The sequence below is a fragment of the Burkholderia sp. M6-3 genome (assembly GCF_050858985.1).
Classification (GTDB): domain Bacteria; phylum Pseudomonadota; class Gammaproteobacteria; order Burkholderiales; family Burkholderiaceae; genus Paraburkholderia; species Paraburkholderia caledonica.
The window spans coordinates 3703936-3727096 of record NZ_CP110090.1 but is presented as its reverse complement, the minus strand read 5'-3'; the positions used below and the strand labels follow the sequence as shown (position 1 = coordinate 3727096).

Sequence of the window (23161 nt, the reverse complement as noted above, 5' to 3'; positions counted from 1 at the left end):
ACGGCAGGCGCGCCCGATTGCTTGAATAGAGCCGGGTTTCCCCCCTAGTTTCGGGGCTTTCCAGGAGAGCCCGCTGCTATGCTTTCGTCCAGATCGGTACGGTTTGGTCGTGCCGCTCGTCATTCCTGGAGAGAACATGACTTTGCCCGTGAACGCGCTTTCGTCGGCGCTGCAACAAATGCAGTCGATGGCGGCGCAGGCCGCCGGCGGCAGCACCGCCGCTGCCGGCGCTTCGGCCGCAGGTGAGTCCGGTGCGGCTACGGCCGGCGGTTTTGCGTCGGCACTGAAGGCTTCGTTGGACAAGATCAGCGGGGATCAGACCAAGGCGGTCGGCGAATCGCAAGCGTTCGAGCTTGGCGCGTCGAACGTTTCGCTGAACGACGTGATGGTCGACATGCAGAAGGCGAACGTCGGCTTCCAGTTCGGCCTGCAGGTCCGCAACAAGCTGGTGTCCGCCTATAACGACATCATGCAGATGCAGGTCTGATCGAGGCTGCGGCCATGGCGGCAAGAATGTTCCGCCCGCCCGGCTGCAACTGCCCGCGTGACACACGCCGCGCGCCCTTGGGGGCGCGTGCAACCTGCACCCCTTAATCCTCCTTACACCGGCCTAAAGCTTTCTCGCTGCGTATCCGATAACCAGATACAGGCATGAATCGGGGTGCGCTTACGCATCGCGATGGGCCGCCACGACCAACCGTAGTTGCATTTGAGGAGGAGCGCCGATGTTTTCCCCAGGACACTCTGGAGCCAATGCGTATGCACGCGTGGGCGTCGAGACAGGGGTGATGGGCGCGAGTCCGCATCGTCTGATCGTGATGTTGTATCAGGGGGCCCGGCAGGCAATCGCGCAAGCGCGGATGCATTTGCAGCAGGGCAATGTGCCCGGTCGTGGAGAGGCGATCGGCAAGGCGATTCAGATCGTCGAAAGCGGGCTGCAACAGTCGCTCAACCTTGAGGTGGGCGGTGAGATTGCACAGCGGCTGAACGCGCTATATAGCTATATGTCGCGCCGGCTGCTCGAAGCCAACATAAAAGAGAGCGAGGCAATGCTGGTCGAGGTAGATGGTCTGCTGGCCACGCTCGAAGAGGCATGGATCGGGATTGCCCCGGAGATAGCGCGAATGGCTGCTCAGCCGGTCGCGGAAAGCATGAGATGACATCGAACGCAGAATACTTTGCCCGCTACGAGGCCATTGCAGCGTTGTCCTGCCGCATGCTGATGGCTGCCCGACGCGCCCTGTGGAACGACCTGGTCCACTTGCAGGATGAATACCGGCTGCTCGTCGACGCGCTGAAAGAGGCGGAGACGGGCGTCAAACTTGACGAGACGGAACGCCTGCGCAAATACGCGCTGATCCGGCAAATCCTCGCCGACGACGCCGCGATCCGCGACCTGGCCAATCCGAGCCTCGCCAAACTGTCGGCGTTGTTCGGCGGCCGGCCGTCCCGGGTGCTCAAGGAGCTGTACGGGGCGCGCTGAGGGTGGCCGCAAGGCGTCAGATTGTGTGAATTGAGCGCGTTGCCGCCAATGTGATCAAGGAATCGGCATGAACGGAATCGACACGGCCGTCGCATCGCTCCTCGCGACCCGCGTCGACAGCCTGCTCAACATTGCCCCCGGCAGCGCGGCCACCGCCCAGACGGGCGCGGCCGACGTCGAGACCGCGCCGACAACGCCGGCTCCGGCCACTCTTGCTGCGCCGCAGCCTTCCGCGCAGACCGCGCTGTCCGCCGTCGCACTGACGCTCAACGCGATCGTGCGCTCAGGCGGCGAGGCGACGCCCGCGATCGTCGGGCAGTTGCCGATCTGGCCCGCTGCTCCCGCACTCGACGTCGAGGTAGGCGCTTTGCCGCTCTTCGACGCGCCTGCTCCTTCCAATACCGCTCCCAATGCCGGGGCTTCCGCCGCCACGGCCAATGTCGCGGCGGCCCAGGTGCCGGTGGCGGCGCTCGCGGCCGCGCTCGCGCACACGGTCGGCGACAGCGGTCTTTTCTACGAAGCACACCTCGCTCAATGGCTGAGCGGCCAGCGCTCGCCGGAGACACTCGCGGGCGAAGCACAGAACAAGCTCGTCGCCGCCGCCGCGCAATTGCCGTTGAACTGGGCAAGCGATGGAGGCGACGCGTCGTCGGCGCAAGCTGCCGCGAGGCAAGGCATGGGCGCCACGCCGCACGGCTCAGGCGGCGCGGCCGATGCCGGCAGCGCGAATGCCGCGAACCCGAATGCAGCTAACACCGCCGGCCGCCCGATGCCGTCGATCGACACCGTGCAGGCCGCGCGCTTCGTCGCCGGTGAAGTGCTGGCAAGTTCCCTGTCCGACCTGAACGGCCAGACGTCCCATGCGGGCCTGCATAACGCTGCCTCGCCGGCGGCTGACGCCGGTTCGCAGCAGAATCCGCAGGCCGCCGCCGTCCATCCCGCAACGGTGCCGCTCGTGCGCCAGCAACTGGATCTGCTTGCAACCGGCCAGTTCCGCTGGACCGGCGAAGCATGGCCCGGCGCGAAGCTCGACTGGACCATCGAGCAGGAAGGCGACGAGTGGGACCGCAGCGGCGGCGGCGCGGATAGCGAGGACGATCAGCCTTGGCGCACGCGCCTTACGCTGTCGCTGCCGACGCTCGGCACCGTCGACGCCGAATTGACGTTGACCGGCATGCGCCTCGTCGCGCGTGTGCAGGCGAGCCCCGGCGGCGCGGCGCGTCTCGCGATGCAGGGTGAAAGTTTTCGCCAGCGGCTCGCGGCGGCGGGCATCCAGCTGAACGGTTTGACGATTCGTGAGATCGGCGGCGGCGCGCCCGCCACCGGGGCGGCTGCAGCGGGCGCCGCGGCTGCGGCTCAGGCAGCGGCTTCCGCGTATGCGCGGTCGGCTTCGGCGGCGAATCGGGCGGACGCCGCGGCGTCTGCCGCGTCTGCCGCATCGGGGGCGGCGCCGGCCGGTGCCGCCGCCGGAAAGAGCCGTCGCGCGCCGCACGCGTCGAACGCAGCGACCGCGCCGCTCGACGATTTCGACTGGGACATGTGATGAGCCGCAAACATCGTCGCAGCGCGGCTGCGCTCGTCTACGACGCACAAGGCGGCGATCCGGCGCCACGCGTGATCGCCAAGGGCTACGGCATGCTCGCCGAGATGATCGTGCAGCGCGCCAAGGAAGCCGGCCTTTATGTGCACGAAGCGCCCGAAATGGTCTCACTGCTGATGCAGGTGGACCTTGACGCGCGCATTCCGCCGCAGCTCTATCAGGCGGTGGCGGAACTGCTGGCGTGGCTGCATCGGCTGGAAAGCGAGCCGGCGCAGCCAGCGCCGGACGGTGCGCGCACCGGCGCGGACGATGTCACCGACGTGGTCGCGGTCGATATCGAGGGAGCAACAGGCGCGCGCTAGGCATCCGCCTGGTCAAGCCATGCAGTTGCCCTCGCTCAAAACCGCATCATCAGTTTCAGCAGCGCGTTGACGCGCCTGCCATACGGCGGCGCAATCCATGCGCGCGCGTTCAGTCGCGCTTGCGTCAGTACGGGCTTCATCTTCGAGAAGGTCACGAAGCCTTCATAGCCGTGATACGCGCCCATTCCACTTGCGCCGACGCCGCCGAACGGCAGGCTTTCGCACGCCAGATGCATCAGCGTTTCGTTGACCGCCATGCCGCCCGCAATGGTTTCGTGCGTGACCCGTTCGATGGTGGCTGCGTCGTCCGCATACAGGTAGAGCGCAAGCGGGCGTGGCCGGGCGTTGATCCACGCGATCGCATCGTCGAGGGTGTCGTATGGCACGACAGGTAGCAGCGGGCCGAAGATTTCCTCCTGCATCAGTTCGCAATCCTGCGGCGCGTTGGTGACGGCGATAGGCGGAAAGCGGCGACTTGCCGCGTCGGGCGCGCTGTCGGTCAGCGGATGCAGTTGCGCGCCAGCGGCCTGCGCTTCGTCGGCGAGACGCTGGAGCCGCGCGAAGTGGCGCGGCGAAATGATCGACGTGTAATCCGGGTTGTGCGCGAAGCCGGGGTACATCTTCGCCATCCGCTTGCGCGCCCGCTCGACGAACGCCTGTTCCTTGCCGCGCGGCACGAGCACGTAATCCGGCGCGATACAGGTTTGCCCGGCATTGAGCGTCTTGCCGGCGACGAGGTTGTCCACGGCATTGTCGAACCGCGCATGCGCGCCGATGATTGCCGGTGACTTGCCGCCGAGTTCCAGCGTCACCGGCGTCAAATGCTCGGCGGCGGCACGCATCACTTCGTGGCCGATTTTCGTCGAGCCGGTGAAAAGGAGATGATCGAAGGGCTGCGCGCTAAATGCGGCGGCGAGCGCGGCGTCGCCGTTCACTACGACAACGTGATCGCGGGCAAAAGTCTGGCCGATCAGCTGCTCGAACAACGCCGACGTACGCGGCGTCAACTCGGACATCTTGACGATCGCGCGATTCCCGGCGGTCAGCGCGCTAATGAGCGGTCCAGCGGCGAGCAGCACCGGATAATTCCACGCCACGATAATACCGACCACGCCGAGCGGCTGCGGCACCACTTTCGCGCGGGCCGGCAGCAACCATTTGTTGGTGCTGCGGCGCTGCGGCTTCATCCAGCGCTTGCCGTGCCGCAGCGCGGCGTCGATTTCCTCCTTCACCAGCAGAAATTCCGCGAGCAGCACTTCCTGTTTCGCGCGATTGCCGAAGTCGGCATTCATCGCATCGGCGAGCGCGTCGCGGTTGTCCAGCAGGACTTTGCGCAGCGCTTTAAGATGCGCCGCGCGCGTTTCCCATGACGGATACGGCGCACGCAACCAGGCGTGACGCTGGTCGTGAAGCAACGCCTCCAGCGCGGCGACCTCGGGCAGATCGTTTTTCATTCTTCACCACTCCCTAATGAAAGATGCGCGGTCGCGCCGCGGCTATTGGCGTCGTTGCTTGCTGTTTGCTGCGGTTCGTCTGCGGCTTCCTGGCATCAGCCTGGAAAAGCCCGCTCGACGATCGCCGCATGATCGAACGTGGCGGGCAGCGTGCCGTAGACCCGGCCGCTTTCGCCGCAGCCGCTGGCAAGACGCGTGGCGATGAAAGCCTCGGCGACAGCAGCGGGCGCATGCCTGATGAGCAACGTGGCCTGCGCGATCAATACGATCTGTTGCGCGATGCGCCGCGCGGAGGCTTCGCGATGCTCGGCGGGACCATTGAGCGTCGCGGCGAGCTTGCCGAGGGCGGCACTCAACGCCGGATGCGCGGCGGCATCCGCTTGCCACTGTGCGAAGAGCGCTTGCGCCGCTTCAGGCTCGCGCTCCATGGCGCGTAGCACGTCGAGGCACATCACATTGCCTGAGCCTTCCCAGATCGAGTTGACGGGCGCTTCCCGATAAAAGCGCGCCATCGGACCGGTTTCGACATAGCCGTTGCCGCCCCACACTTCCATTGCCTCGCCCGTAAATTCGAGCGTGCGCTTGCACACCCAGTACTTTGCCGCGGGCGTGACGATGCGCCGCCACGCGCGCTCGGCGGATGCTTCCGTCGGATTCGCGGCAGACGTTGCCGAATCTGCATCCGCGGATTGCTCGAACGCGTGGGCGAGCCGCATGAACAGCACGGTCGCCGCTTCTGATTCCAGGCTGAGGTCGGCGAGCACGTTGCGCATCAACGGCTGATCGACGAGGTTGCGGCCAAACGCACTGCGATGGCGCGCGTGATGAATGGCTTGCACGAGCGCCGCGCGCATCAGCGCTGCGCTGCCGATCACGCAATCGAGCCGCGTGTAATTCGCCATTTCGATGATGGTCGGCACGCCGCGTCCTTCGTCGCCGATCATGATGCCGAACGCGTCAAGGAATTCGACTTCGCTGCTGGCGTTCGAGCGGTTGCCGAGCTTGTCTTTCAGACGCTGGATCTGCACCGCGTTCTTGCTGCCGTCCGGCGCGAAGCGCGGCACGAAGAAGCACGAAAGACCGGCGTGATCATGCGTGCGCGCGAGTACGAGATGTGCGTCGCATTGCGGCGCGGAGAAGAACCACTTGTGGCCCACGAGTTCGTAGGCGCCGCCGCGGCCACCGGCGGCGATCGCACGCGCTTGCGTCTGATTGCTGCGCACGTCCGAGCCGCCTTGCTTTTCGGTCATGCCCATGCCGATCATCGCGGAGATTTTTTGCATGAGCGGCAAGTCGCGTGGATCGTGCTCACGTGCGTAGAGTTTGTCGCGGAGGGTCTCGAACAATTGCGGTTCGCGCTGCAATACCGGAATGCTGGCGAACGTCATGGTCAACGGGCAAAGAGACCCTGATTCGATCTGCGCATGCAGAAAATATCCGGCACAGCGCGCGGCCATCGCGCCGGGCTGCGGATCGGAAAAAGGCAACGCGTGCAGCCCCTCGCGACGCAGCAGCGATAGCAGCTCATGCCACGCGGGATGAAACTCGAGCGCGTCGATCCGCTCACCTCTCGGGTTGTGCGTGGAAAGCTCGGGCGTGTGGCGGTTGGCGAGTTCGGCGAGCGCGAGTGTCTCGGGCGTGGTGAGCGCCGCGCCGTGACGCAGCAATGCATCGCGATGCCACGCGGCGCCGTCGCGTTCGAGCGCGGCTGAGAGCGCCACGTCGCTGGAAAACAGGTTGTAGTCCGCGAGCGGCGGGACCTGGTTGGTGACCTCGTGGGTCTGGCCGAAGCTATGGCGTTGCATCTGCTGTCTCCGTTCGCCGTGAGTTCGACGGCGGTCTGCCCGTGCCGGGTCATCGCGCGGTCGGTGGCCTTCGCGTCGCTGGTCCACGTTCCGCTTCAAGGTCGTCCACGGCTGATTGACGGCTCATCGACGGCTCGTTCGTGGCACGTTTTTGACCTCGCTCTTCGCGACAGGCCGCCGCCTTCGCGGACGGGTCTGCGGCGCAAATCGGCGCTGCGACGTTTGACCGCTGCGTGTCTGCCGCGCGGGAAAAGCGCGACGTCCGCGGACGTTGTTCGAATGCCCCGCGCGACCGTCCGGCGGGCGCGTATGGGACCTTTCATCATAGGGTCGCGGCGCCGCCCATGTTTAGAGTAATCGCTCTGACGCGAAGCCTCCGTGGCCGCACAACGCTCCCTACAATGCCGGTGAAACACACGTAGACAAGTGTGCACGAGACAGGGTCCGCGAGCAACGCGGGCGATCAGGAGGAGCGATGGAATACGACTACATCATCGTAGGCGCCGGATCGGGCGGTTGCGCGCTCGCGAGCCGTCTTGCGGACGACTGTCCCGACGCGTCGATTGCCCTCGTCGAAGCGGGGCCGCACACGAACCGCAACCTGCTGGTCAATATGCCGGTCGGCGTCGCGGCGGTTGTGCCGAACAAGCTCAAAACGAACTACGGCTATCTGACCACGCCGCAGCCGGGTCTCGCCGGACGCCAAGGCTATCAGCCGCGCGGGCGCGGCTTCGGCGGATCGAGTGCGATCAACGCGATGATCTACACGCGCGGTCATCCGCTCGATTACGACGAATGGGCGGAGTTGGGCTGCGACGGCTGGTCCTGGCACGACGTGCTGCCGTATTTCCGCCGCGCCGAGGGCAACGAACGCGGCGCCGACGCGTGGCACGGCGACAGCGGTCCGCTCACCGTGTCGGATCTGCGCTACCGCAATCCGTTCTCCAGGCGGTTCGTGCAGGCCGCGATGGAAGCCGGCTACAAACCGAACGACGATTTCAACGGCCCGGACCAGGAAGGGATCGGCTTCTATCAGGTCACGCAGCGCAACGGGCGCCGTTGCAGCGTGGCGCGCGCGTATGTCTACGACCGCGAGCGTGCCAATCTGCATACCATCGCGGATGCCACGGTGTTGCGCGTCGTGTTCGAGCAGAAGCGCGCTTGTGGCGTCGAAATCGTGCGCGGCGGTCGTCGGGAAATGCTCAAAGCGCGCGCGGAAGTCGTCGTCGCGGCGGGCGCCTTCAATTCGCCGCAACTGTTGATGTGCTCCGGCGTCGGGCCGGCCGCGCATCTTCAGGCGCATGGCATCGAGGTCCTGCACGATGCGCCGGAAGTCGGGCAGAACCTGATCGATCACGTCGATTTCACCATCAACAAACGCGTGTCGTCGATCGAGCCGACGGGCTTTTCGGTCCGTGGCATCGCGCGAATGGCGCCGCAGTTCGTCACTTTCATCCGGCATGGACGCGGCATGCTGTCGAGCAATGTCGCGGAGGCGGGCGGTTTTCTAAAGAGCAAGCCGACGCTCGAGCGACCTGACCTGCAACTGCATTTCTGCGCGGCGCTCGTCGACGATCACAACCGTCACATGCATTGGGGGCACGGCTATTCGCTACATGTATGCGTGCTGCGGCCGTTCAGCCGCGGCACCGTGACGCTCGCCAGCGCGGATGCGCGCACGGCGCCCGTGATCGATCCGCGGTTTTTCAGCGATTCACGCGATCTCGACCTGCTGGTGGAAGGCGTGCAGATGGCGCGGCGCATTCTCGATGCGCCGTCGCTCGCACTGCACGGCGGTCGCGAGCTTTACACGCGGCCGGGCCAGACCGACGCGCAATTGCGCGAGACCATCGCACGCCATGCGGACACGATCTATCACCCGGTCGCCACCTGCCGGATGGGCGGCGACGCGGGCTCCGTAGTCGATCCCCAGTTGCGGGTGCGAGGGGTCACCGGGCTGCGAATCGTCGATGCATCGGTGATGCCGACGCTGATCGGCGGCAATACGAATGCGCCCACGGTAATGATCGGCGAACGCGCAGCGGAGTTGATCGCGGCAAGCCGTCGAAAGCCGCACACGGTGACAGTTCAGGCGCCCGCGATGGCGCCTGCGGGCAACGCGGCATGAATCGAACTCCGCGCGCTCTGCCGCCAAAGTCGAACAACCAGCATCTCGATGTCAAATAGGAGATAAGTCGGCCAAACGTCGTCTAAATCGTCATAAATTGTGCCATTCCGTTTATGAGATTTCCCGCTGCCTATAATCGCCGCGCAAAAACGGGCGCGTCAGGTGGCGAGTCCGGAAACTCAAGGAAGCGAAGGCATGAGCATCAACTTGATTCACGCGATTCAGTCGGCGTTGACGGACGAGGTAGTCGGGCAGCTCGGAGCGCGCATCGGATTGCCTCCTGAGGCGGCGCGCTCGGTGATGAGCACGGCCGCGCCCGCGCTGCTCGCCGGTCTCATGCAGAGGGCTGCGACGCTCGAAGGCGCGCGCTCGCTGTTCGCCACTGTCGTGTCGCCGGACGTGAACGCGAGAATCGCCGAACAGTTGCCGCATCTGACGGGGAGTACGGGCGGCGTCAGTGAACTCGAAAGCGCGGGGCGCGGTTTGCTCGAACGTTCGCTAGACCGCCGCGCCGAGTCGCTCAGCGACGAAGTCGCCGCGCAAACCGGCGTGCCGGCGCACGCCACGCATGCCATCACGGGTATCGTCGGTGCAACCATGCTGGGCGTGCTGAAGCAGCACTTGCTCAAGAGCCAGGGCAATGTTGGTCAGTTGCCCGTGCTGCTGAGCCATCAGATGCCGCTCATCGCACCGTATCTGAACGATCGTCTGCTTGCCGCGCTCGGCTTGGGCAGCGTCGGCGCTTTCGCCGGCAGCGTGCTCGCTCAACTCAAGGCCGTGTCGGCGCATATCGAGCAGCCCACGCCAGCGGCAAAGCCCGCACCGGAAGTCACTGCTGCGGTTCAGGTCCCGGCAGACGCAGTAGTCGGCGAAAAACGCCGTTCGCACGCGTGGCTGTGGTGGCCGCTACTGGCGATCATTGCCGCCGCAATGGCCCTCGTCTATCTGTTTCCGGGCGGCTTCCCGCGCGGACAGTGGAACGGCGGGGCGGCGGTTTCGGGCGCAGAACGGTCTGCGGACTTTCAGTCGGCTTCGGCGCCCGGTGAGCTTACTGCGGTGGGCGTGTCGAGCGATTCGTCAGCGTCTAATGCAGCAGGTGCAGTTCACGCGCTCGATGCCGCGAGTTCTACGGCTGGGATTTCTGCCTCGGCTGCGGGTGCCGGTTCAACTCCAGTGGGCGGCGCAAGTTCCGCAGATACAGCAAGCGCCGCCAGCGCTGCTAGCGCCGCACGTCAGCCGGGCGCGGCCGTCCCGCCGACGAAAGACAGTCAGCTTGCTTTCGCGGTCGCCGAAAGCGGCAAGCCGACGCTCACGGCGACGGTCGGCAGCGAAGCAGAAAAAACCCAGCTCGTGGATGAACTGACGAAGCGCCTCGGGCAGTACAACTACGCCGCAAACATCGCCGTCGATCCGGCAACGAAGCCCGCTGGCTGGCTCCCGCGCCTCGACGGCCTGATGCCGCTGATGAGCGTGCCGGGAGCGGAACTGAGACTGGACGGCACGCATGTCGAACTGAGCGGCGCGGCCGCCAATGCTAGGCTCGGCTGGCTGAACACGCTGAAATCGCTGTTCGGTGCTCCCTACGAGATCGGCACGTTCGACGCAGACAACGCGATCCAGCAGGCAACGGCGAACTTTCGCAGTGCAATCAAGGCGCTGCTCGCGCCCGGTGCTACCTGCGCCGCAGCCGATGTGGCCAAGGTGCTGAACCTGCAAGTGATCAATTTCACGAGCGCGAGCGCGCATGTGCCCACGTCGGCAGCGGAAGACTTGAACCAGTCCGCGCGCGTGCTGAACGCGTGTGCGCGCAACGGCCGGGCGGCGAAGCTCGAGGTCGCGGGATACTCGGACAACGTGGGCGGCGAACAGGCCAATCTGCAACTGTCGAAGCAGCGCGCCGAGGCCGTTCGCACGTATCTCGTTAAAACCGGCGCTCCGGCAGATTCGCTGAGTGCTCAAGGCTACGGCCAGGCGCACCCGATTCAACCCAACGACACCGCCAGCGGACGCTTTGCCAACCGCCGCATCGAGTTCGTTGCACAGTAATGAGTTAGACGCTGCTTGCAAGTACGTTAGCGACATGCCCCCCGCGACCCGCCGGGCGGCGCGTCGTCATTCGGAACGCGGTGTTTGAAGCGGCGCGGCAATGCCGGTCAGACCGAGCATCAGATCGTCGCCCGCCCGGCCGGGTAGCGTCTCGCGCGCCACGTCCAGCCACGCGCGTGCAGCATGCGACAGATATCCATTGCGGCGCCAGCCAATCGCCATTTCCCATGGAATTTCCGGCTCCGCGACCGGCCGGCAAGTGAACTGCGCGGCATCCAGCCGCCGGCAATAGGGCGCAGGCAGCAGCGCAATGCCGACGCCGGCCAGCACGAGCGCCGCCATGAAATCCCAATGTCCGCTGCGCCCGACGATAGTCGGCGCGAATCCCGCGCTGCGGCAGGCGCCGAGCACTACGTCGTTGAGCGCGAGGCTTTCGCCGTAGAACACGAACGGTTCGTCGGCGAGCTGGGCGAGCGGCACTACGCGAAGCTCGTCCCACCGGGAGCCTGCGCGCGCGACGAGCCAGAGCAACTGGCGCGTAATCGGCAGCACGTCGATATTGTCGGGGTCCACCGGCTGGAGAACGCCCCCGAGTTCCAGCTCTCCGTTGATCAGCGCGGTCTCGATCGCACGGGAGCCCTGCTCGAAAAGCTTCAGTTCGATTTTCGGGTAGCGCTGGCGAAACGTGGCGATAGCGGGCGTGAAGAGCGAACCGCCCATCGGCGGAATACCAATGGTGAGCTCACCGTGACCGAGCGTGCCGAGGTCGTTGAGTTCGGCTTGCAGCTGCGCGTGCGCGGCGAGCACTTCCTGGCCCCGCTGATAGACGATGCGGCCGGCGTCGGTGAGCACCATCTGGCGGCCGTCGCGCAGCAGCAGCGGGGAGCCGACCTCGTCTTCGAGCGATTTCACCATCTTGCTGATGGTCGGTTGGGTGACGAACATCTGCTCGGCGGCGACAGTGAAGCTCTGCTGACGAACGACTTCGACGAAATAGCGCAGCGCACGCAGTTCCACGATCGGGCTCCGGATTCCATATTGGAATGAATCCGGGGATTGTAAGTCATCAAATTTATAGCGGCGAGGTTGATGACGGTCGCTTGTGGACAGCGCACGAAGCCCGCGCGATTTCGAGATGAGCCTTCCGGCGCCCGCGCTACCATCGCCGGTTTTTGCTGCGCCCGCCGCCAGCCACGGCTTCTGTCCATGACACTCGCTCACCCCATTTCCGTCGTTATCCCGTGCTACAACGGCGCCTCGACGCTTGCCCGGGCTCTCGAAAGCTGCCGGCTGCAGTCGGAGGCGGCGCAGATCATCGTCGTGGACGACGCCTCCACCGATTCGTCCGCCGAACTCGTCCTTCGTTACGCGCGGGCCGACTCGCGCGTCGCGTTGCTGCGCATGCCCTGCAACGGCGGCGCAGCACAGGCGCGCAATTGGGGCGCGCTGCATGCGTCGCACGATCTGCTCGCCTTCCTCGATGCCGACGACGAATACCTGCCCGGCGCATTGGCTGCCGCAAGCGCGTTCCTCGCGCAGAACCGGAAACAGGTGTCGGTGCGCCTCGACGTCGAGTACGTGGGTTTTCCTCGCGAAATCGCCGGTCACCAGGACTTCGCCCATCATGCGTCGACGCTCAGCAATACGGTGCCGAGCAGTCTCATCGTGCGTCGGGCGGCGTACGCGGCGCTCGGCGGCTTTCCTATGGATGACGCGTTTCGCCGCATCGGCGGCGAGGACGGCGCATTTTCGTGGGCGCTCCGCGAGCTTTTCGGCAATCCGCGGCTCGCGGACGCGAAGCGCGTGCGCATGCATTACCACCCGGGCATCCACGCTGAGCGCTACTTCCGCATTGCGTTCGGCTGGCTGACGCCCGATCCCGCCGACGTCGCCGACGCTTTCCACTTTTCACGGCAGTTCCTCGACAGAGCACGAGCGGGCATCGTCCAGTTGCACGGCGCGCAGATGACCGCCGAAGCCGGCGCGCATCCGGCAGGCGGCGCGGCCGTTGCGTAACCAGCGCAAGAGCCGGCCGCCTGACGCCGCCAAAGGCGACCGCAAGGCAACGCTACTCCAATAAGCCTGCCCCCAGAGCCCACCCCAAACCGATCCTCACGCCCCGAAGCCATCTCGATTTGCTACAATCGCCGCTCGTCTTCGAGGAGCGTTGCGACGGGTACCGCGAATCAGCATATATTCGCCGGCCGCCCGCCAGGCTCGAAGGCTTCAATCGGAAGGAACGGATGCGCATCGCGCTTTCCTGTCCACCGCATCGAACCGCGCTCACGTCAAATTTCTAGTCAATTTCTTAGAAAGGAGGGCGTGATGAACGCCGCAGTTATCGATTCCCAAGCTTCCCAGGATTACATCGTTGCCGACATGTCGCTTGCCGACTGGGGCCGCAAGGAACTCACCATTGCAGAGACGGAAATGCCCGGTCTCATGCAAACGCGTGACGAATACAAGGCGCAGCAGCCGCTGAAGGGCGCGCGAATCGCAGGTTCGTTGCACATGACTATCCAGACCGGCGTGCTGATCGAAACGCTGACCGCGCTCGGCGCGGACGTGCGCTGGGCATCGTGCAACATCTTCTCGACGCAGGATCACGCCGCTGCGGCAATCGCCAAGGCCGGCACGCCGGTGTTCGCGTTCAAGGGCGAGTCGCTCGACGAATACTGGGAGTTCTCGCACCGCATTTTCGAATGGCCGAACGGCGAGTTCGCGAACATGATTCTCGACGACGGCGGCGACGCGACGTTGCTGCTGATCCTCGGCTCGAAGGCCGAGAAAGACCGCTCGGTGATCGCCAAGCCGACCAACGAGGAAGAAGTCGCGCTGTACAAGTCGATCGAGCGTCATCTGGACGCTGACCCGACGTGGTATTCCACGCGTCTCGCTCACATCCAGGGCGTGACGGAAGAGACCACGACCGGCGTGCATCGTCTGTATCAGATGGAAAAAGAAGGCCGCCTGCCGTTCCCGGCGATTAACGTCAACGACTCGGTCACCAAGTCGAAGTTCGACAATCTGTATGGCTGCCGCGAGTCGCTCGTCGACGGCATCAAGCGCGCGACCGACGTGATGATCGCGGGCAAGATCGCCGTGGTGGCGGGTTACGGCGACGTGGGCAAGGGCTGCGCGCAATCGCTGCGCGGTCTCGGCGCAACCGTGTGGGTCACCGAAATCGATCCGATTTGCGCACTGCAAGCGGCGATGGAAGGCTACCGCGTGGTGACGATGGAATACGCGGCGGACAAAGCCGACATCTTCGTTACGGCAACGGGCAACTACCACGTGATCAACCACGATCACATGAAGGCGATGCGTCACAACGCGATCGTCTGCAACATCGGTCACTTCGATTCGGAAATCGACGTGGCCTCGACGCGTCAGTACCAGTGGGACAACATCAAGCCGCAAGTCGACCACATCATTTTCCCGGACGGCAAGCGCGTGATTCTGCTGGCTGAAGGCCGCCTCGTGAATCTGGGTTGCGCGACGGGCCACCCGTCGTTCGTGATGTCGAACTCGTTCACGAACCAGACGCTCGCGCAGATCGAACTGTTCACGCAAGGCAAGAAGTATGAGAACCGCGTGTACGTGCTGCCGAAGCATCTGGACGAGAAGGTCGCGCGTCTGCATCTGGCGCGCATCGGTGCAAACCTGACCGTGCTGTCGGACGCGCAGGCGGGCTACATCGGCGTGGACAAGAACGGTCCGTTCAAGCCGAACCACTACCGCTACTAAGTACGCGTTCCGGTATGCCCTTCGCGCGTAAGCCCGAGGGCAGCCTGAAAACATGATGGTGTGACGACGGGGCGGCGCTTAGGCGCCGCTTTGCTCGCCATGCCTGCCTTTTCGTTCAACGGACATCCTGCCTGCAAGGAGCTTTACATGACCGTTCTGCTGACCTGGCTGATCAATGCACTGGCGCTGCTGATCATCACCTACCTCGTTCCGTCGATTCATATCCGCAGCTTCGGAACCGCGTTGATCGTCGCGGTAGTGCTCGGACTGATCAACACGGTCCTGCGGCCGGTGCTGATTCTGTTGACGCTGCCCGTCACGATTGTCACGCTCGGGCTCTTCATTCTGGTGGTCAATGCGCTGTGCTTCTGGCTGTGCGCGTCGCTGCTGAAGGGTTTTGAAGTGTCGGGTTTCTGGTCGGCGTTCTTCGGCTCGATTCTGTATAGCATCGTGTCATGGCTGTTGTCCGCGCTCATTTTCGGCAACCGTAGTCTCGGTTGACATACTGAACCATGAACCCGATCGAACTTTCATTCGAATTCTTCCCGCCGAAAACGCAGGAAGGCGTCGACAAGCTGCGCGCAACGCGTGCGCAACTCGCGTTACTCAAGCCCAAGTTCGTGTCCGTCACGTTTGGCGCGGGCGGCTCGACGCAACAGGGCACGCTCGACACCGTCGTCGATATGGCGAAGGAAGGGCTCGAGGCGGCGCCGCATCTGTCGTGTATCGGCTCGTCTAAAGAGAGCTTGCGCGCGATTCTCAACGAGTACCGCGCACATGGCATTCGCCATATCGTCGCGCTGCGTGGCGACTTGCCGTCCGGCATGGGCGAAGTCGGCGAGTTGCGTTATGCGTCTGAACTGGTGAGCTTTATCCGCGCCGAGTTCGGCGACTGGTTCTGGATCGAGGTGGCAGGCTACCCGGAATATCATCCGCAGTCGCGTTCACCGCGTCACGATCTCGAAAACTTCGCTCGCAAGGTGAAGGCCGGCGCCAATTCGGCGATCACGCAGTACTTTTTCAACGCAGACGCGTATTTCCGCTTTGTCGACGACGCCAGGAAACTCGGCGTCGACGTGCCAATCGTGCCGGGTATCATGCCGATCACGAACTTTTCGCAGCTGATGCGCTTTTCAGAGATGTGCGGCGCCGAAGTGCCGCGCTGGATCGCGCGCCGGCTGGAGAGTTTCGGCGACGACCGCGAGTCGATTCGCGCGTTCGGGCTCGACGTGGTGACGGACCTGTGCAGGCGTCTGATCAGCGCGAACGTGCCGGGTCTGCATTTCTATACGCTCAACGGCGCCGCCGCGACCACGGCGATCTGCCAGCGCCTGGGCGGTTGAACGGCTGACCCGTCGTTGGTGCTGGCCGTTGATTCCGGCCGTTGTGCTGGCCTTTGTTGCCGATTGTTGTCCCAGGCCGCCGTGCGGATTCATGCGCGGCGGCGCTGGTGAATTGTCTCTTCCCAGCACTTTTCCCACATTTCCACTCAGAACAACTCGAAACGATTCCACAAGAATCGCTGCGATGGCCTACTCTGAAAGTCATTCGAAAGAGGTCTTTGAAATATCCGCGCAGGCGCGCCGGCTGCGGCGTGGCGGATAATTTCCTCTGCTTGTGACACCGGGGAAAGCTCAGTAATATCGCGCTACGCTGGCGTCAGCCAGCCCCGAACCTGGAGGAAACATGAAGCAAAACAACCTGTTGCGCGCCGCGCGTGTTACGACGCTCGTCGCAGCTGCAGCGGCATCGATGGTGGGTGCGCAAAGCGCTCGCGCCGAGATTCCGAACAAGACACTCGTTTACTGCTCAGAAGGCAGCCCTGCGGGTTTCGATCCGGCCCAATACACCACGGGCACCGACTTCACGGCCAATACGTTCACCGTCTATAACCGCCTCGTCGAGTTCGAGCGTGGCGGCACCAAGGTCGAGCCGGGCCTCGCCGAAAAGTGGGATGTCTCCGCGGACGGCAAGACGTACACGTTCCATCTGCGTCACGGCGTGAAGTTCCAGACCACGTCCTTCTTCAAGCCGACGCGCGAATTCAACGCAGATGACGTCATCTTCACCTTTGAGCGCATGCTCGACGCGAACCAGCCGTTCCACAAGGCCTACCCGGTGCAGTTCCCGTACTTCACCGACATGGGTCTGGACAAGCTGATCACGAAGGTCGAAAAGGTCGATCCGTACACGGTCAAGTTCACGCTGAAGGAAGTCAACGCGCCGTTCATCCAGAACCTGGCCATGGAATACGCGTCGGTTCTGTCGGCTGAATATGGCGACCAGTTGCTGAAGGCCGGCAAAGCCGCCGACATCAACCAGTTCCCGGTCGGCACGGGTCCGTTCATCTTCCGCAGCTATACGAAAGACGCGACCATCCGTTTCGACGGCAATCCCGATTACTGGAAGCCGAACGCGGTCAAGATTTCGAAGCTGATCTTCTCGATCACGCCGGACGCTGGCGTGCGCGTGCAGAAATTGAAGCGCGACGAATGTCAGGTGATGAGCTATCCGCGCCCGGCCGATATTGCACCGCTGAAAGCCGAATCGAGTCTCGCGATGCCGTCGCAGCCTGGCTTCAACCTGGGCTACCTCGCGTACAACGTGACGCACAAGCCGGTCGACAAGGTCGAAGTGCGTCAGGCGCTCGACATGGCGATCAACAAGAAGGCGATCATCGACTCCGTGTACCAGGGCGCAGGCCAGGCCGCCACGAACCCGATGCCGCCGACCCAATGGTCCTATGACAAGAACCTGAAGGGCGCATCGTACGACGCGGATAAAGCCAAGGCGCTGCTCGCAAAGGCCGGTTATCCGAACGGCTTCGACATCACGCTGTGGGCAATGCCGGTGCAACGCGCTTACAACCCGAACGCACGTCTGATGGCGGAAATGATCCAGGCTGACTGGGCCAAGATCGGCGTCAAGGCGAAGATCGTCACGTACGAGTGGGGCGAGTACATCAAGCGCGCCCACGCAGGTGAGGACGACACGATGCTGATCGGCTGGACGGGCGACAATGGCGATCCGGACAACTGGCTCGGCACGCTGCTTGGCTGCGACGCGGTGAACGGCAACAACTTCTCGAAGTGGTGCTACAAGCCTTTCGACGATCTGATCCAGAAGGGTCGTTCTACGTCCGACCAGGGCGCGCGCACGACGGCATATACGCAGGCGCAGCAAATCTTCGCGCAGCAACTGCCGTTCTCGCCGATCGCTCACTCGACGGTCTACCAGCCTGTCAGCAAGAAGGTGGTCGACATGCGTATCGAGCCGCTCGGCTACGCTCGCTTCGACGGTGTCAGCGTCAAGTAAGGCGCCCGATATTGAGTCAGGCAAGTCGTAAAATTCGCGCAGTACGCTTTTCGCACGGTTAGAAAACTGGTCGAAATGGTCCGGCGACCGGGGTCACAAGCCCTCGTCGCCGGTTGCGTTTTTTCTTCATCAAGACCATAGGGACGAACCATGTTCCGCTTTGTTTTGCGCCGCATCGGAATGGTGATACCGACATTCATCGGCATCACGATCCTTGCATTCGCGCTGATTCACCTGATACCGGGCGACCCCATCGAAGTGATGATGGGCGAGCGCGGCGTCGATCCGGCGATGCATGCCGCGGCTATGCACCGGTTAGGGCTCGACGAGCCTCTGCCAATGCAATACGTCCACTACATCGGTCGCGCGCTGCACGGCGATCTCGGCACTTCCATCATCACCAACACGAGCGTCATGGGCGAATTTCTCGCCCGCTTCCCCGCAACCGTTGAACTGTCGATTTGCGCGATGCTGTTCGCGCTGATCGTCGGCTTGCCGGCAGGCGTGTTCGCGGCGCTCAGGCGCGGCACGGCGGTCGATCACGGCGTGATGGGTACAGCGCTGACCGGCTATTCGATGCCGATCTTCTGGTGGGGCTTGATCCTCATCATGGTGTTCTCGGTCAAGCTTGGCTGGACGCCGGTGTCGGGCCGCATCGCGGTTGAATACGACATCCCGCACGTGACCGGCTTCATGCTAATCGACGCGATGATGTCCACCGACGAAGGCGCGTTTAAGTCCGCACTCAGCCATCTGATTCTTCCCGCCATCGTGCTCGGAACGATCCCGCTCGCGGTCGTCGCGCGCATGACTCGTTCGTCGATGCTCGAAGTACTGCGGGAAGACTACATCCGCACCGCGCGCGCGAAGGGATTATCGCCGGGGCGAGTGATCGTCGTTCATGCATTGCGCAATGCGTTGATTCCGGTGGTGACGGTGATCGGTCTGCAGGTCGGTACGCTGCTTGCGGGCGCGGTGCTGACGGAGACCCTCTTTTCGTGGCCGGGTATCGGCAAGTGGCTTATCGATGCGATTGGCCGCCGCGATTATCCGGTCGTGCAGGGCGGCATCCTGATGATCGCCACATTGGTGATCTTCGTGAACCTCGTCGTCGATCTGTTGTACGGCGTGCTCAACCCGCGCATTCGCCATACGAGGTGATCAAGCATGGCAGACATACAAAATACAGTTCCCACAGCAGTGACGCCGCCCAGCGGCCGCGCGATTGCCGCTCGCGAATTCTGGGCGAATTTCTCGCGCAATCGCGGTGCGGTTGGCGCCGGCATCGTCGTTTTGCTGCTTATCGTCGTGGCGATTTTCGCGCCGCTCATCGCGCCGCATAGCCCGATCGAACAGTACCGCGACTTCGTGAAAATTCCGCCTGCATGGCTCGAAGGCGGCAACTGGCGGTTCGTTCTCGGCACCGATGAAGCCGGCCGCGACATCCTCTCGCGTCTGATGTACGGCGCGCGGCTGTCGTTCTGGATCGGCTTCGTGTCGGTGGTGCTCGCGCTGATTCCGGGTGTCGTGCTCGGTCTCATCGCGGCATTCTTCGAGAAGTGGGCCGATACGCCGATCATGCGCGTCATGGACGTGCTGCTCGCGTTGCCGTCGCTGCTGCTCGCAGTGGCGGTGGTCGCGATCATCGGTCCGGGCCTCGTCAATACGATGCTGGCCATCGCGATCGTCGCGTTGCCGGGTTATGTGCGTTTGACGCGCGCCTCGGCGCAAGGCGAGTTGCAGAAGGAATACGTGACGGCCTCGCGAGTTGCCGGCGCCGGCACGCTGCGTCTGATGTTCTCGCAAGTGCTGCCCAACTGCACCGCGCCGCTGATCGTGCAGGCAACGCTCGGCTTCTCGTCGGCGATTCTGGATGCGGCCGCGCTCGGCTTCCTCGGCCTCGGCGTGCAACCGCCTTCGGCGGAGTGGGGTGCGATGCTGGCCTCGGCGCGTGACTACATCGACAGCGCATGGTGGATCGTCACCATGCCTGGTTTGTCCATCCTGATCTCGGTGCTCGCCATCAATCTGCTCGGCGACGGGCTGCGCGACGCACTCGATCCCAAACTGAAACGGATGGCATAAATGGACAATCTACTGACCATCCGCAATCTGGCGGTCAACTTCAACGGACTACCTGCTGTCGACCGGATCAATCTGGACGTCGCGCCGGGCGAAGTGCTCGGCGTTGTCGGCGAATCGGGTTCGGGCAAGAGCGTCACAATGATGGCTTTGATGGGACTGATCGACGCCCCCGGTAAGGTCACGGCGGACGAAATCACGTTCAACGGCCGCGATCTGCTGAAGGCATCGGCGAAGGAACGCCGCAAGATCATCGGCAAAGATATCGCGATGGTGTTCCAGGACGCGCTCACGAGTCTGAATCCGAGCTACACGGTCGGCTATCAGATCAAGGAAGTGCTGAAGCTGCACGAAGGGCTGCGCGGCGCCGCGCTCGACAAGCGCGCGCTCGAACTTCTCGATCAGGTCGGCATTCCGGACGCGAAGAGCCGCATTGGCGCGTTTCCGCATCAGATGTCGGGCGGCATGAACCAGCGCGTGATGATCGCCATGGCCATTGCCTGCAACCCGAAACTGCTGATCGCCGACGAACCGACCACCGCGCTCGACGTAACGATCCAGGCGCAGATCATGGAACTGCTGATGCGCTTGCAGAAAGAGCGCGGCATGGCGCTCGTGCTGATTTCGCACGATCTCGCGGTGGTGTCCGAGGTCGCGCAGCGCGTCGCGGTCATGTACGCTGGCGAAGTGATCGAGACAAACAAGGTGCCGGATATCTTCGCCGCGCCTCATCATCCGTACACGGAAGCGTTGCTGGCCGCGATTCCCGAGCATAACGTGGGTGCCGTGCGACTCGCTGCTTTGCCGGGCATGGTGCCGGGACGCGACGATCGCCCGAAAGGGTGTCTGTTTGCCCCGCGCTGCAAGTACATGGTCGACGACTGCAACAAGGGACGCCCCGCGCTCGCGCCCATGCAAGGTCACGCCGAAGTCGCGCGCGTGCGCTGCATCAAACCCTTGAACCTGAGCGGCGACGCGAACGTTCACACACATGGAGGCGCACGATGAACGCAGTACCTGAAACGCGGCGCCAGTCGGACCATGCGGGCGATCACGTGCTGGTCGCCGACAAGCTCGCGCGCTATTACACGGTCAAACGCGGCATGTTCGCGACGGGCACGGTCAAGGCGCTCAACGGCGTGTCGTTCGCGCTCGAGCGCGGCAAGACGCTCGCCGTGGTCGGCGAATCCGGTTGCGGCAAGTCCACGCTCGCGCGCCAGCTGACCATGATCGAAGCGCCCAGTGCGGGCCGTTTGCTGATTGACGGTGAAGACGTGGCTGGCGCCGATCACGCGAAAATCGCGGCGCTGCGGCGGCGCGTGCAGATGGTGTTTCAGAACCCGTTTGCGTCGCTCAACCCGCGCAAGACCGTGGAGCAGACGCTCGGCGAACCCCTCGCGATCAACTCCCAACTGAGCGTAACGGAACGCGCGGAACGCATCGCTCAAATGATGCGTACCGTCGGCCTGCGTCCGGAACATGCGAAGCGCTATCCGCATATGTTTTCGGGCGGTCAACGTCAACGCGTGGCGATTGCCCGCGCGATGATTCTCGACCCGCAGATCGTTGTCGCCGACGAACCCGTGTCGGCGCTCGACGTATCGATCCAGGCGCAGATTCTGAACCTGTTCATGGATCTGCAGCAGGAGTTCAAGACGAGCTATGTGTTCATCTCGCACAATCTGTCAGTGGTCGAGCATATTGCCGACGACGTGATGGTGATGTACTTCGGCGGCGTGGCCGAACTCGGCGACAAGAAACGGATTTTCTCGAAGCCGCGGCATCCCTACACGCGCGCGTTGATGTCGGCGACGCCGTCGATCTTCGAGGCGGATCGCACGATCAAGATCAAGCTGCAAGGTGAGATGCCTTCGCCGCTGAATCCGCCTTCGGGCTGCACGTTTCATCAGCGCTGCCCGTATGTGATCGACCGTTGCCGCAGCGAAGAGCCGAAGCTGCGTGAAGTGGATGGCCGTCAGGTGTCGTGTCACCGCGCCGAGGAGGTGGGGGACGTGGATGCCTGATGCGCTGGCGGCGCGTCGTCTTGCGCGCCGCTCACGTGAAGGCGGCCGCCGCGCTGCCTTCATGCGAAGCTTGCGGGCGCGTGCACTGACTGGTGCCGCGCTCGTCGGCGTTTGTTCCGTTCTGTATTTTTCCGCCGCACTGATCGGCCGCGCGCATGCTGCCGGCGCCGCGGCCAATACGCCCACGGCTGGCGTCAATTCAACCACGCAAGGTGTGCGTCCCGCATTGCCGGTGCCGCACGCGCCGTCGGAGCCACGCGCCGCGCTGCCGGGTTTGAACCCGCCACCTGCCACACCCGGTACGACTGCGAGCGGACCCGTGCGCCTGCAACCGGCGCGTATGCCGTTCTACGTCGCGACTCGCGGTGCTACCACCATCTACGTTCTGGGCACGCTGCACGTGGGCGATCCCGCCGATTACCCGCCGGCTCAGCCTTTTCGTCCGCCGATCATGGGCGCGTTGGCTGCTTCGCCGACCCTTGCGCTCGAACTTTCGCCGGACGAGCTACTCGTCTCGCAAGACGACGTTTCGAAGTACGGTGTGTGCCGCCGCGACTGCCTTCCTGGCCTCTTGCCGGAGCCGCTGTGGCGCAAGCTCGCGTTTCGTCTGCGCGGCAATCCCGCGGCGTTGGATGAAATCAAAAAGATGCGCCCGTGGCTCGCCTCGCTGCTGGTCGAAACCTACGACTCGCTCAGCGCCGGCTTGCAGACCGAGTACGGCACTGAAGCGCAGTTGCAGAACGTATATCTGCGCACACGTGGCAAGATCATCGGCCTTGAAACCCTGCCGCAGCAGATGCGCGCCTTCACCGGGCTCACGCTCGCCCAGCAACGCGAGATGCTCGCGCAGGATCTGATGCAGACGCCCGCGCAAAACGTCGAGGACGTGCGGACCTTGCACCGCCTGTGGCGGGTTGGCGACGCCGATGCAATCGCCGCCTGGGAGGCCGCGAAAACCGAAAAGCTCGCGCGCGACAAGCAGGTGTCCAACTCGATAGACGACAGGATCGTGTACGCGCGCAACCGGCGCTTCGTCTCGCGGATGCTGCAGATCGCCGCGCCGAACAAGCCGGTGTTCGTGGCGATTGGCGCGTTGCATCTTGGTGGCCGCAAAGGCGTTCTGCAGCTTTTGCGACAGCATGGGTTCGTGGTGGACGCGGGCTGAAGCGATGCGC

At 63.8% G+C, this 23161-nt stretch carries 20 protein-coding genes and 1 riboswitch; of the genes, 17 read left to right on the top strand and 3 right to left on the bottom strand.

Annotated features, from left to right (window positions below; genetic code table 11):
- Positions 1-136 precede the first annotated feature (136 nt).
- The 5 genes from fliE (at position 137) to OH764_RS16375 (ending at position 3385) form a co-directional block, all read left to right on the top strand.
- A complete protein-coding gene (gene fliE / locus OH764_RS16395; protein ID WP_498847464.1) occupies positions 137-487 on the top strand; it encodes a flagellar hook-basal body complex protein FliE in 351 nt (116 codons plus the stop codon).
- Positions 488-725: 238 nt separating this feature from the next.
- Entirely contained in the window at positions 726-1160 is a 435-nt protein-coding gene (fliS, locus tag OH764_RS16390; RefSeq protein WP_498847463.1) for a flagellar export chaperone FliS, read from the top strand.
- Positions 1157-1483 (top strand): flagellar protein FliT, encoded by a 327-nt coding sequence (locus OH764_RS16385; protein ID WP_013589910.1) that lies wholly within the window; start codon positions 1157-1159, stop codon positions 1481-1483. The genes fliS and OH764_RS16385 overlap by 4 nt, the downstream gene beginning before the upstream one ends.
- A gap of 67 nt (positions 1484-1550) precedes the next feature.
- On the top strand, positions 1551-3026 hold the full coding sequence (gene fliK / locus OH764_RS16380; RefSeq protein ID WP_498847462.1) for a flagellar hook-length control protein FliK: 1476 nt from the start codon (positions 1551-1553) through the stop codon (positions 3024-3026).
- On the top strand, positions 3026-3385 hold the full coding sequence (locus OH764_RS16375; RefSeq protein ID WP_498847461.1) for an EscU/YscU/HrcU family type III secretion system export apparatus switch protein: 360 nt from the start codon (positions 3026-3028) through the stop codon (positions 3383-3385). Before fliK ends, OH764_RS16375 begins: the two co-directional genes overlap by 1 nt.
- A gap of 35 nt (positions 3386-3420) precedes the next feature.
- On the opposite strand, the gene OH764_RS16370 is transcribed toward OH764_RS16375, so the two are convergent.
- Positions 3421-4839 carry a coniferyl aldehyde dehydrogenase gene (locus OH764_RS16370; protein WP_498847460.1) on the bottom strand — a complete coding sequence of 473 codons (1419 nt, stop codon included), beginning with the start codon at positions 4837-4839 and terminating at the stop codon, positions 3421-3423.
- 95 nt (positions 4840-4934) lie between these two features.
- A complete protein-coding gene (locus OH764_RS16365; protein WP_498847459.1) occupies positions 4935-6644 on the bottom strand; it encodes an acyl-CoA dehydrogenase family protein in 1710 nt (569 codons plus the stop codon).
- Between the two features lie 475 nt (positions 6645-7119).
- Between OH764_RS16365 and OH764_RS16360 the strand changes: the two genes are divergently transcribed.
- Positions 7120-8772 carry a GMC family oxidoreductase gene (locus OH764_RS16360; protein WP_498847458.1) on the top strand — a complete coding sequence of 551 codons (1653 nt, stop codon included), beginning with the start codon at positions 7120-7122 and terminating at the stop codon, positions 8770-8772.
- Positions 8773-8967: 195 nt separating this feature from the next.
- Positions 8968-10818: an OmpA family protein gene (locus OH764_RS16355; protein WP_498847457.1), complete on the top strand. Its 1851-nt coding sequence runs from the start codon at positions 8968-8970 to the stop codon at positions 10816-10818.
- A gap of 66 nt (positions 10819-10884) precedes the next feature.
- Here OH764_RS16355 and OH764_RS16350 read toward each other — a convergent pair whose 3' ends face one another.
- Positions 10885-11835 (bottom strand): LysR family transcriptional regulator, encoded by a 951-nt coding sequence (locus OH764_RS16350; RefSeq protein ID WP_498847456.1) that lies wholly within the window; start codon positions 11833-11835, stop codon positions 10885-10887.
- Positions 11836-12024: 189 nt separating this feature from the next.
- Here OH764_RS16350 and OH764_RS16345 point away from each other — a divergent pair, with 189 nt between their 5' ends.
- The 10 genes from OH764_RS16345 (at position 12025) to OH764_RS16300 (ending at position 23151) form a co-directional block, all read left to right on the top strand.
- Complete coding sequence (locus OH764_RS16345) at positions 12025-12834, top strand: glycosyltransferase family 2 protein (RefSeq protein ID WP_498847455.1); 810 nt, start codon at positions 12025-12027, stop codon at positions 12832-12834.
- 137 nt (positions 12835-12971) lie between these two features.
- Positions 12972-13110: riboswitch (S-adenosyl-L-homocysteine riboswitch) on the top strand.
- Positions 13111-13143: 33 nt separating this feature from the next.
- Entirely contained in the window at positions 13144-14565 is a 1422-nt protein-coding gene (gene ahcY, locus OH764_RS16340) for an adenosylhomocysteinase (RefSeq protein WP_020070781.1), read from the top strand.
- Positions 14566-14712: 147 nt separating this feature from the next.
- Complete coding sequence (locus tag OH764_RS16335) at positions 14713-15066, top strand: phage holin family protein (RefSeq protein ID WP_006052549.1); 354 nt, start codon at positions 14713-14715, stop codon at positions 15064-15066.
- Positions 15067-15077: 11 nt separating this feature from the next.
- Positions 15078-15908, top strand: coding sequence for a methylenetetrahydrofolate reductase (gene metF, locus OH764_RS16330; protein ID WP_498847454.1), 831 nt, complete (start codon positions 15078-15080; stop codon positions 15906-15908).
- Between the two features lie 343 nt (positions 15909-16251).
- Entirely contained in the window at positions 16252-17880 is a 1629-nt protein-coding gene (locus OH764_RS16325) for an ABC transporter substrate-binding protein (RefSeq protein ID WP_087752462.1), read from the top strand.
- Positions 17881-18030: 150 nt separating this feature from the next.
- Positions 18031-19041: an ABC transporter permease subunit gene (locus OH764_RS16320; RefSeq protein ID WP_006052552.1), complete on the top strand. Its 1011-nt coding sequence runs from the start codon at positions 18031-18033 to the stop codon at positions 19039-19041.
- A gap of 6 nt (positions 19042-19047) precedes the next feature.
- Positions 19048-19965: an ABC transporter permease subunit gene (locus tag OH764_RS16315; RefSeq protein WP_408472727.1), complete on the top strand. Its 918-nt coding sequence runs from the start codon at positions 19048-19050 to the stop codon at positions 19963-19965.
- Positions 19966-20970, top strand: coding sequence for an ABC transporter ATP-binding protein (locus OH764_RS16310; RefSeq protein WP_027777007.1), 1005 nt, complete (start codon positions 19966-19968; stop codon positions 20968-20970).
- Positions 20967-21986 carry a peptide ABC transporter ATP-binding protein gene (locus OH764_RS16305; RefSeq protein WP_020070787.1) on the top strand — a complete coding sequence of 340 codons (1020 nt, stop codon included), beginning with the start codon at positions 20967-20969 and terminating at the stop codon, positions 21984-21986. Before OH764_RS16310 ends, OH764_RS16305 begins: the two co-directional genes overlap by 4 nt.
- Positions 21979-23151: a TraB/GumN family protein gene (locus OH764_RS16300; protein ID WP_498847453.1), complete on the top strand. Its 1173-nt coding sequence runs from the start codon at positions 21979-21981 to the stop codon at positions 23149-23151. The genes OH764_RS16305 and OH764_RS16300 overlap by 8 nt, the downstream gene beginning before the upstream one ends.
- Positions 23152-23161 lie beyond the last annotated feature (10 nt).

Coding starts and splice junctions, on each gene's coding strand:
- fliE (WP_498847464.1), top strand. CDS start 137: ATGACTTTGCCCGTGAACGCGCTTTCGTCGGCGCTGCAACAAATGCAG.
- fliS (WP_498847463.1), top strand. CDS start 726: ATGTTTTCCCCAGGACACTCTGGAGCCAATGCGTATGCACGCGTGGGC.
- OH764_RS16385 (WP_013589910.1), top strand. CDS start 1,157: ATGACATCGAACGCAGAATACTTTGCCCGCTACGAGGCCATTGCAGCG.
- fliK (WP_498847462.1), top strand. CDS start 1,551: ATGAACGGAATCGACACGGCCGTCGCATCGCTCCTCGCGACCCGCGTC.
- OH764_RS16375 (WP_498847461.1), top strand. CDS start 3,026: ATGAGCCGCAAACATCGTCGCAGCGCGGCTGCGCTCGTCTACGACGCA.
- OH764_RS16370 (WP_498847460.1), bottom strand. CDS start 4,839: ATGAAAAACGATCTGCCCGAGGTCGCCGCGCTGGAGGCGTTGCTTCAC.
- OH764_RS16365 (WP_498847459.1), bottom strand. CDS start 6,644: ATGCAACGCCATAGCTTCGGCCAGACCCACGAGGTCACCAACCAGGTC.
- OH764_RS16360 (WP_498847458.1), top strand. CDS start 7,120: ATGGAATACGACTACATCATCGTAGGCGCCGGATCGGGCGGTTGCGCG.
- OH764_RS16355 (WP_498847457.1), top strand. CDS start 8,968: ATGAGCATCAACTTGATTCACGCGATTCAGTCGGCGTTGACGGACGAG.
- OH764_RS16345 (WP_498847455.1), top strand. CDS start 12,025: ATGACACTCGCTCACCCCATTTCCGTCGTTATCCCGTGCTACAACGGC.
- ahcY (WP_020070781.1), top strand. CDS start 13,144: ATGAACGCCGCAGTTATCGATTCCCAAGCTTCCCAGGATTACATCGTT.
- OH764_RS16335 (WP_006052549.1), top strand. CDS start 14,713: ATGACCGTTCTGCTGACCTGGCTGATCAATGCACTGGCGCTGCTGATC.
- metF (WP_498847454.1), top strand. CDS start 15,078: ATGAACCCGATCGAACTTTCATTCGAATTCTTCCCGCCGAAAACGCAG.
- OH764_RS16325 (WP_087752462.1), top strand. CDS start 16,252: ATGAAGCAAAACAACCTGTTGCGCGCCGCGCGTGTTACGACGCTCGTC.
- OH764_RS16320 (WP_006052552.1), top strand. CDS start 18,031: ATGTTCCGCTTTGTTTTGCGCCGCATCGGAATGGTGATACCGACATTC.
- OH764_RS16315 (WP_408472727.1), top strand. CDS start 19,048: ATGGCAGACATACAAAATACAGTTCCCACAGCAGTGACGCCGCCCAGC.
- OH764_RS16310 (WP_027777007.1), top strand. CDS start 19,966: ATGGACAATCTACTGACCATCCGCAATCTGGCGGTCAACTTCAACGGA.
- OH764_RS16305 (WP_020070787.1), top strand. CDS start 20,967: ATGAACGCAGTACCTGAAACGCGGCGCCAGTCGGACCATGCGGGCGAT.
- OH764_RS16300 (WP_498847453.1), top strand. CDS start 21,979: ATGCCTGATGCGCTGGCGGCGCGTCGTCTTGCGCGCCGCTCACGTGAA.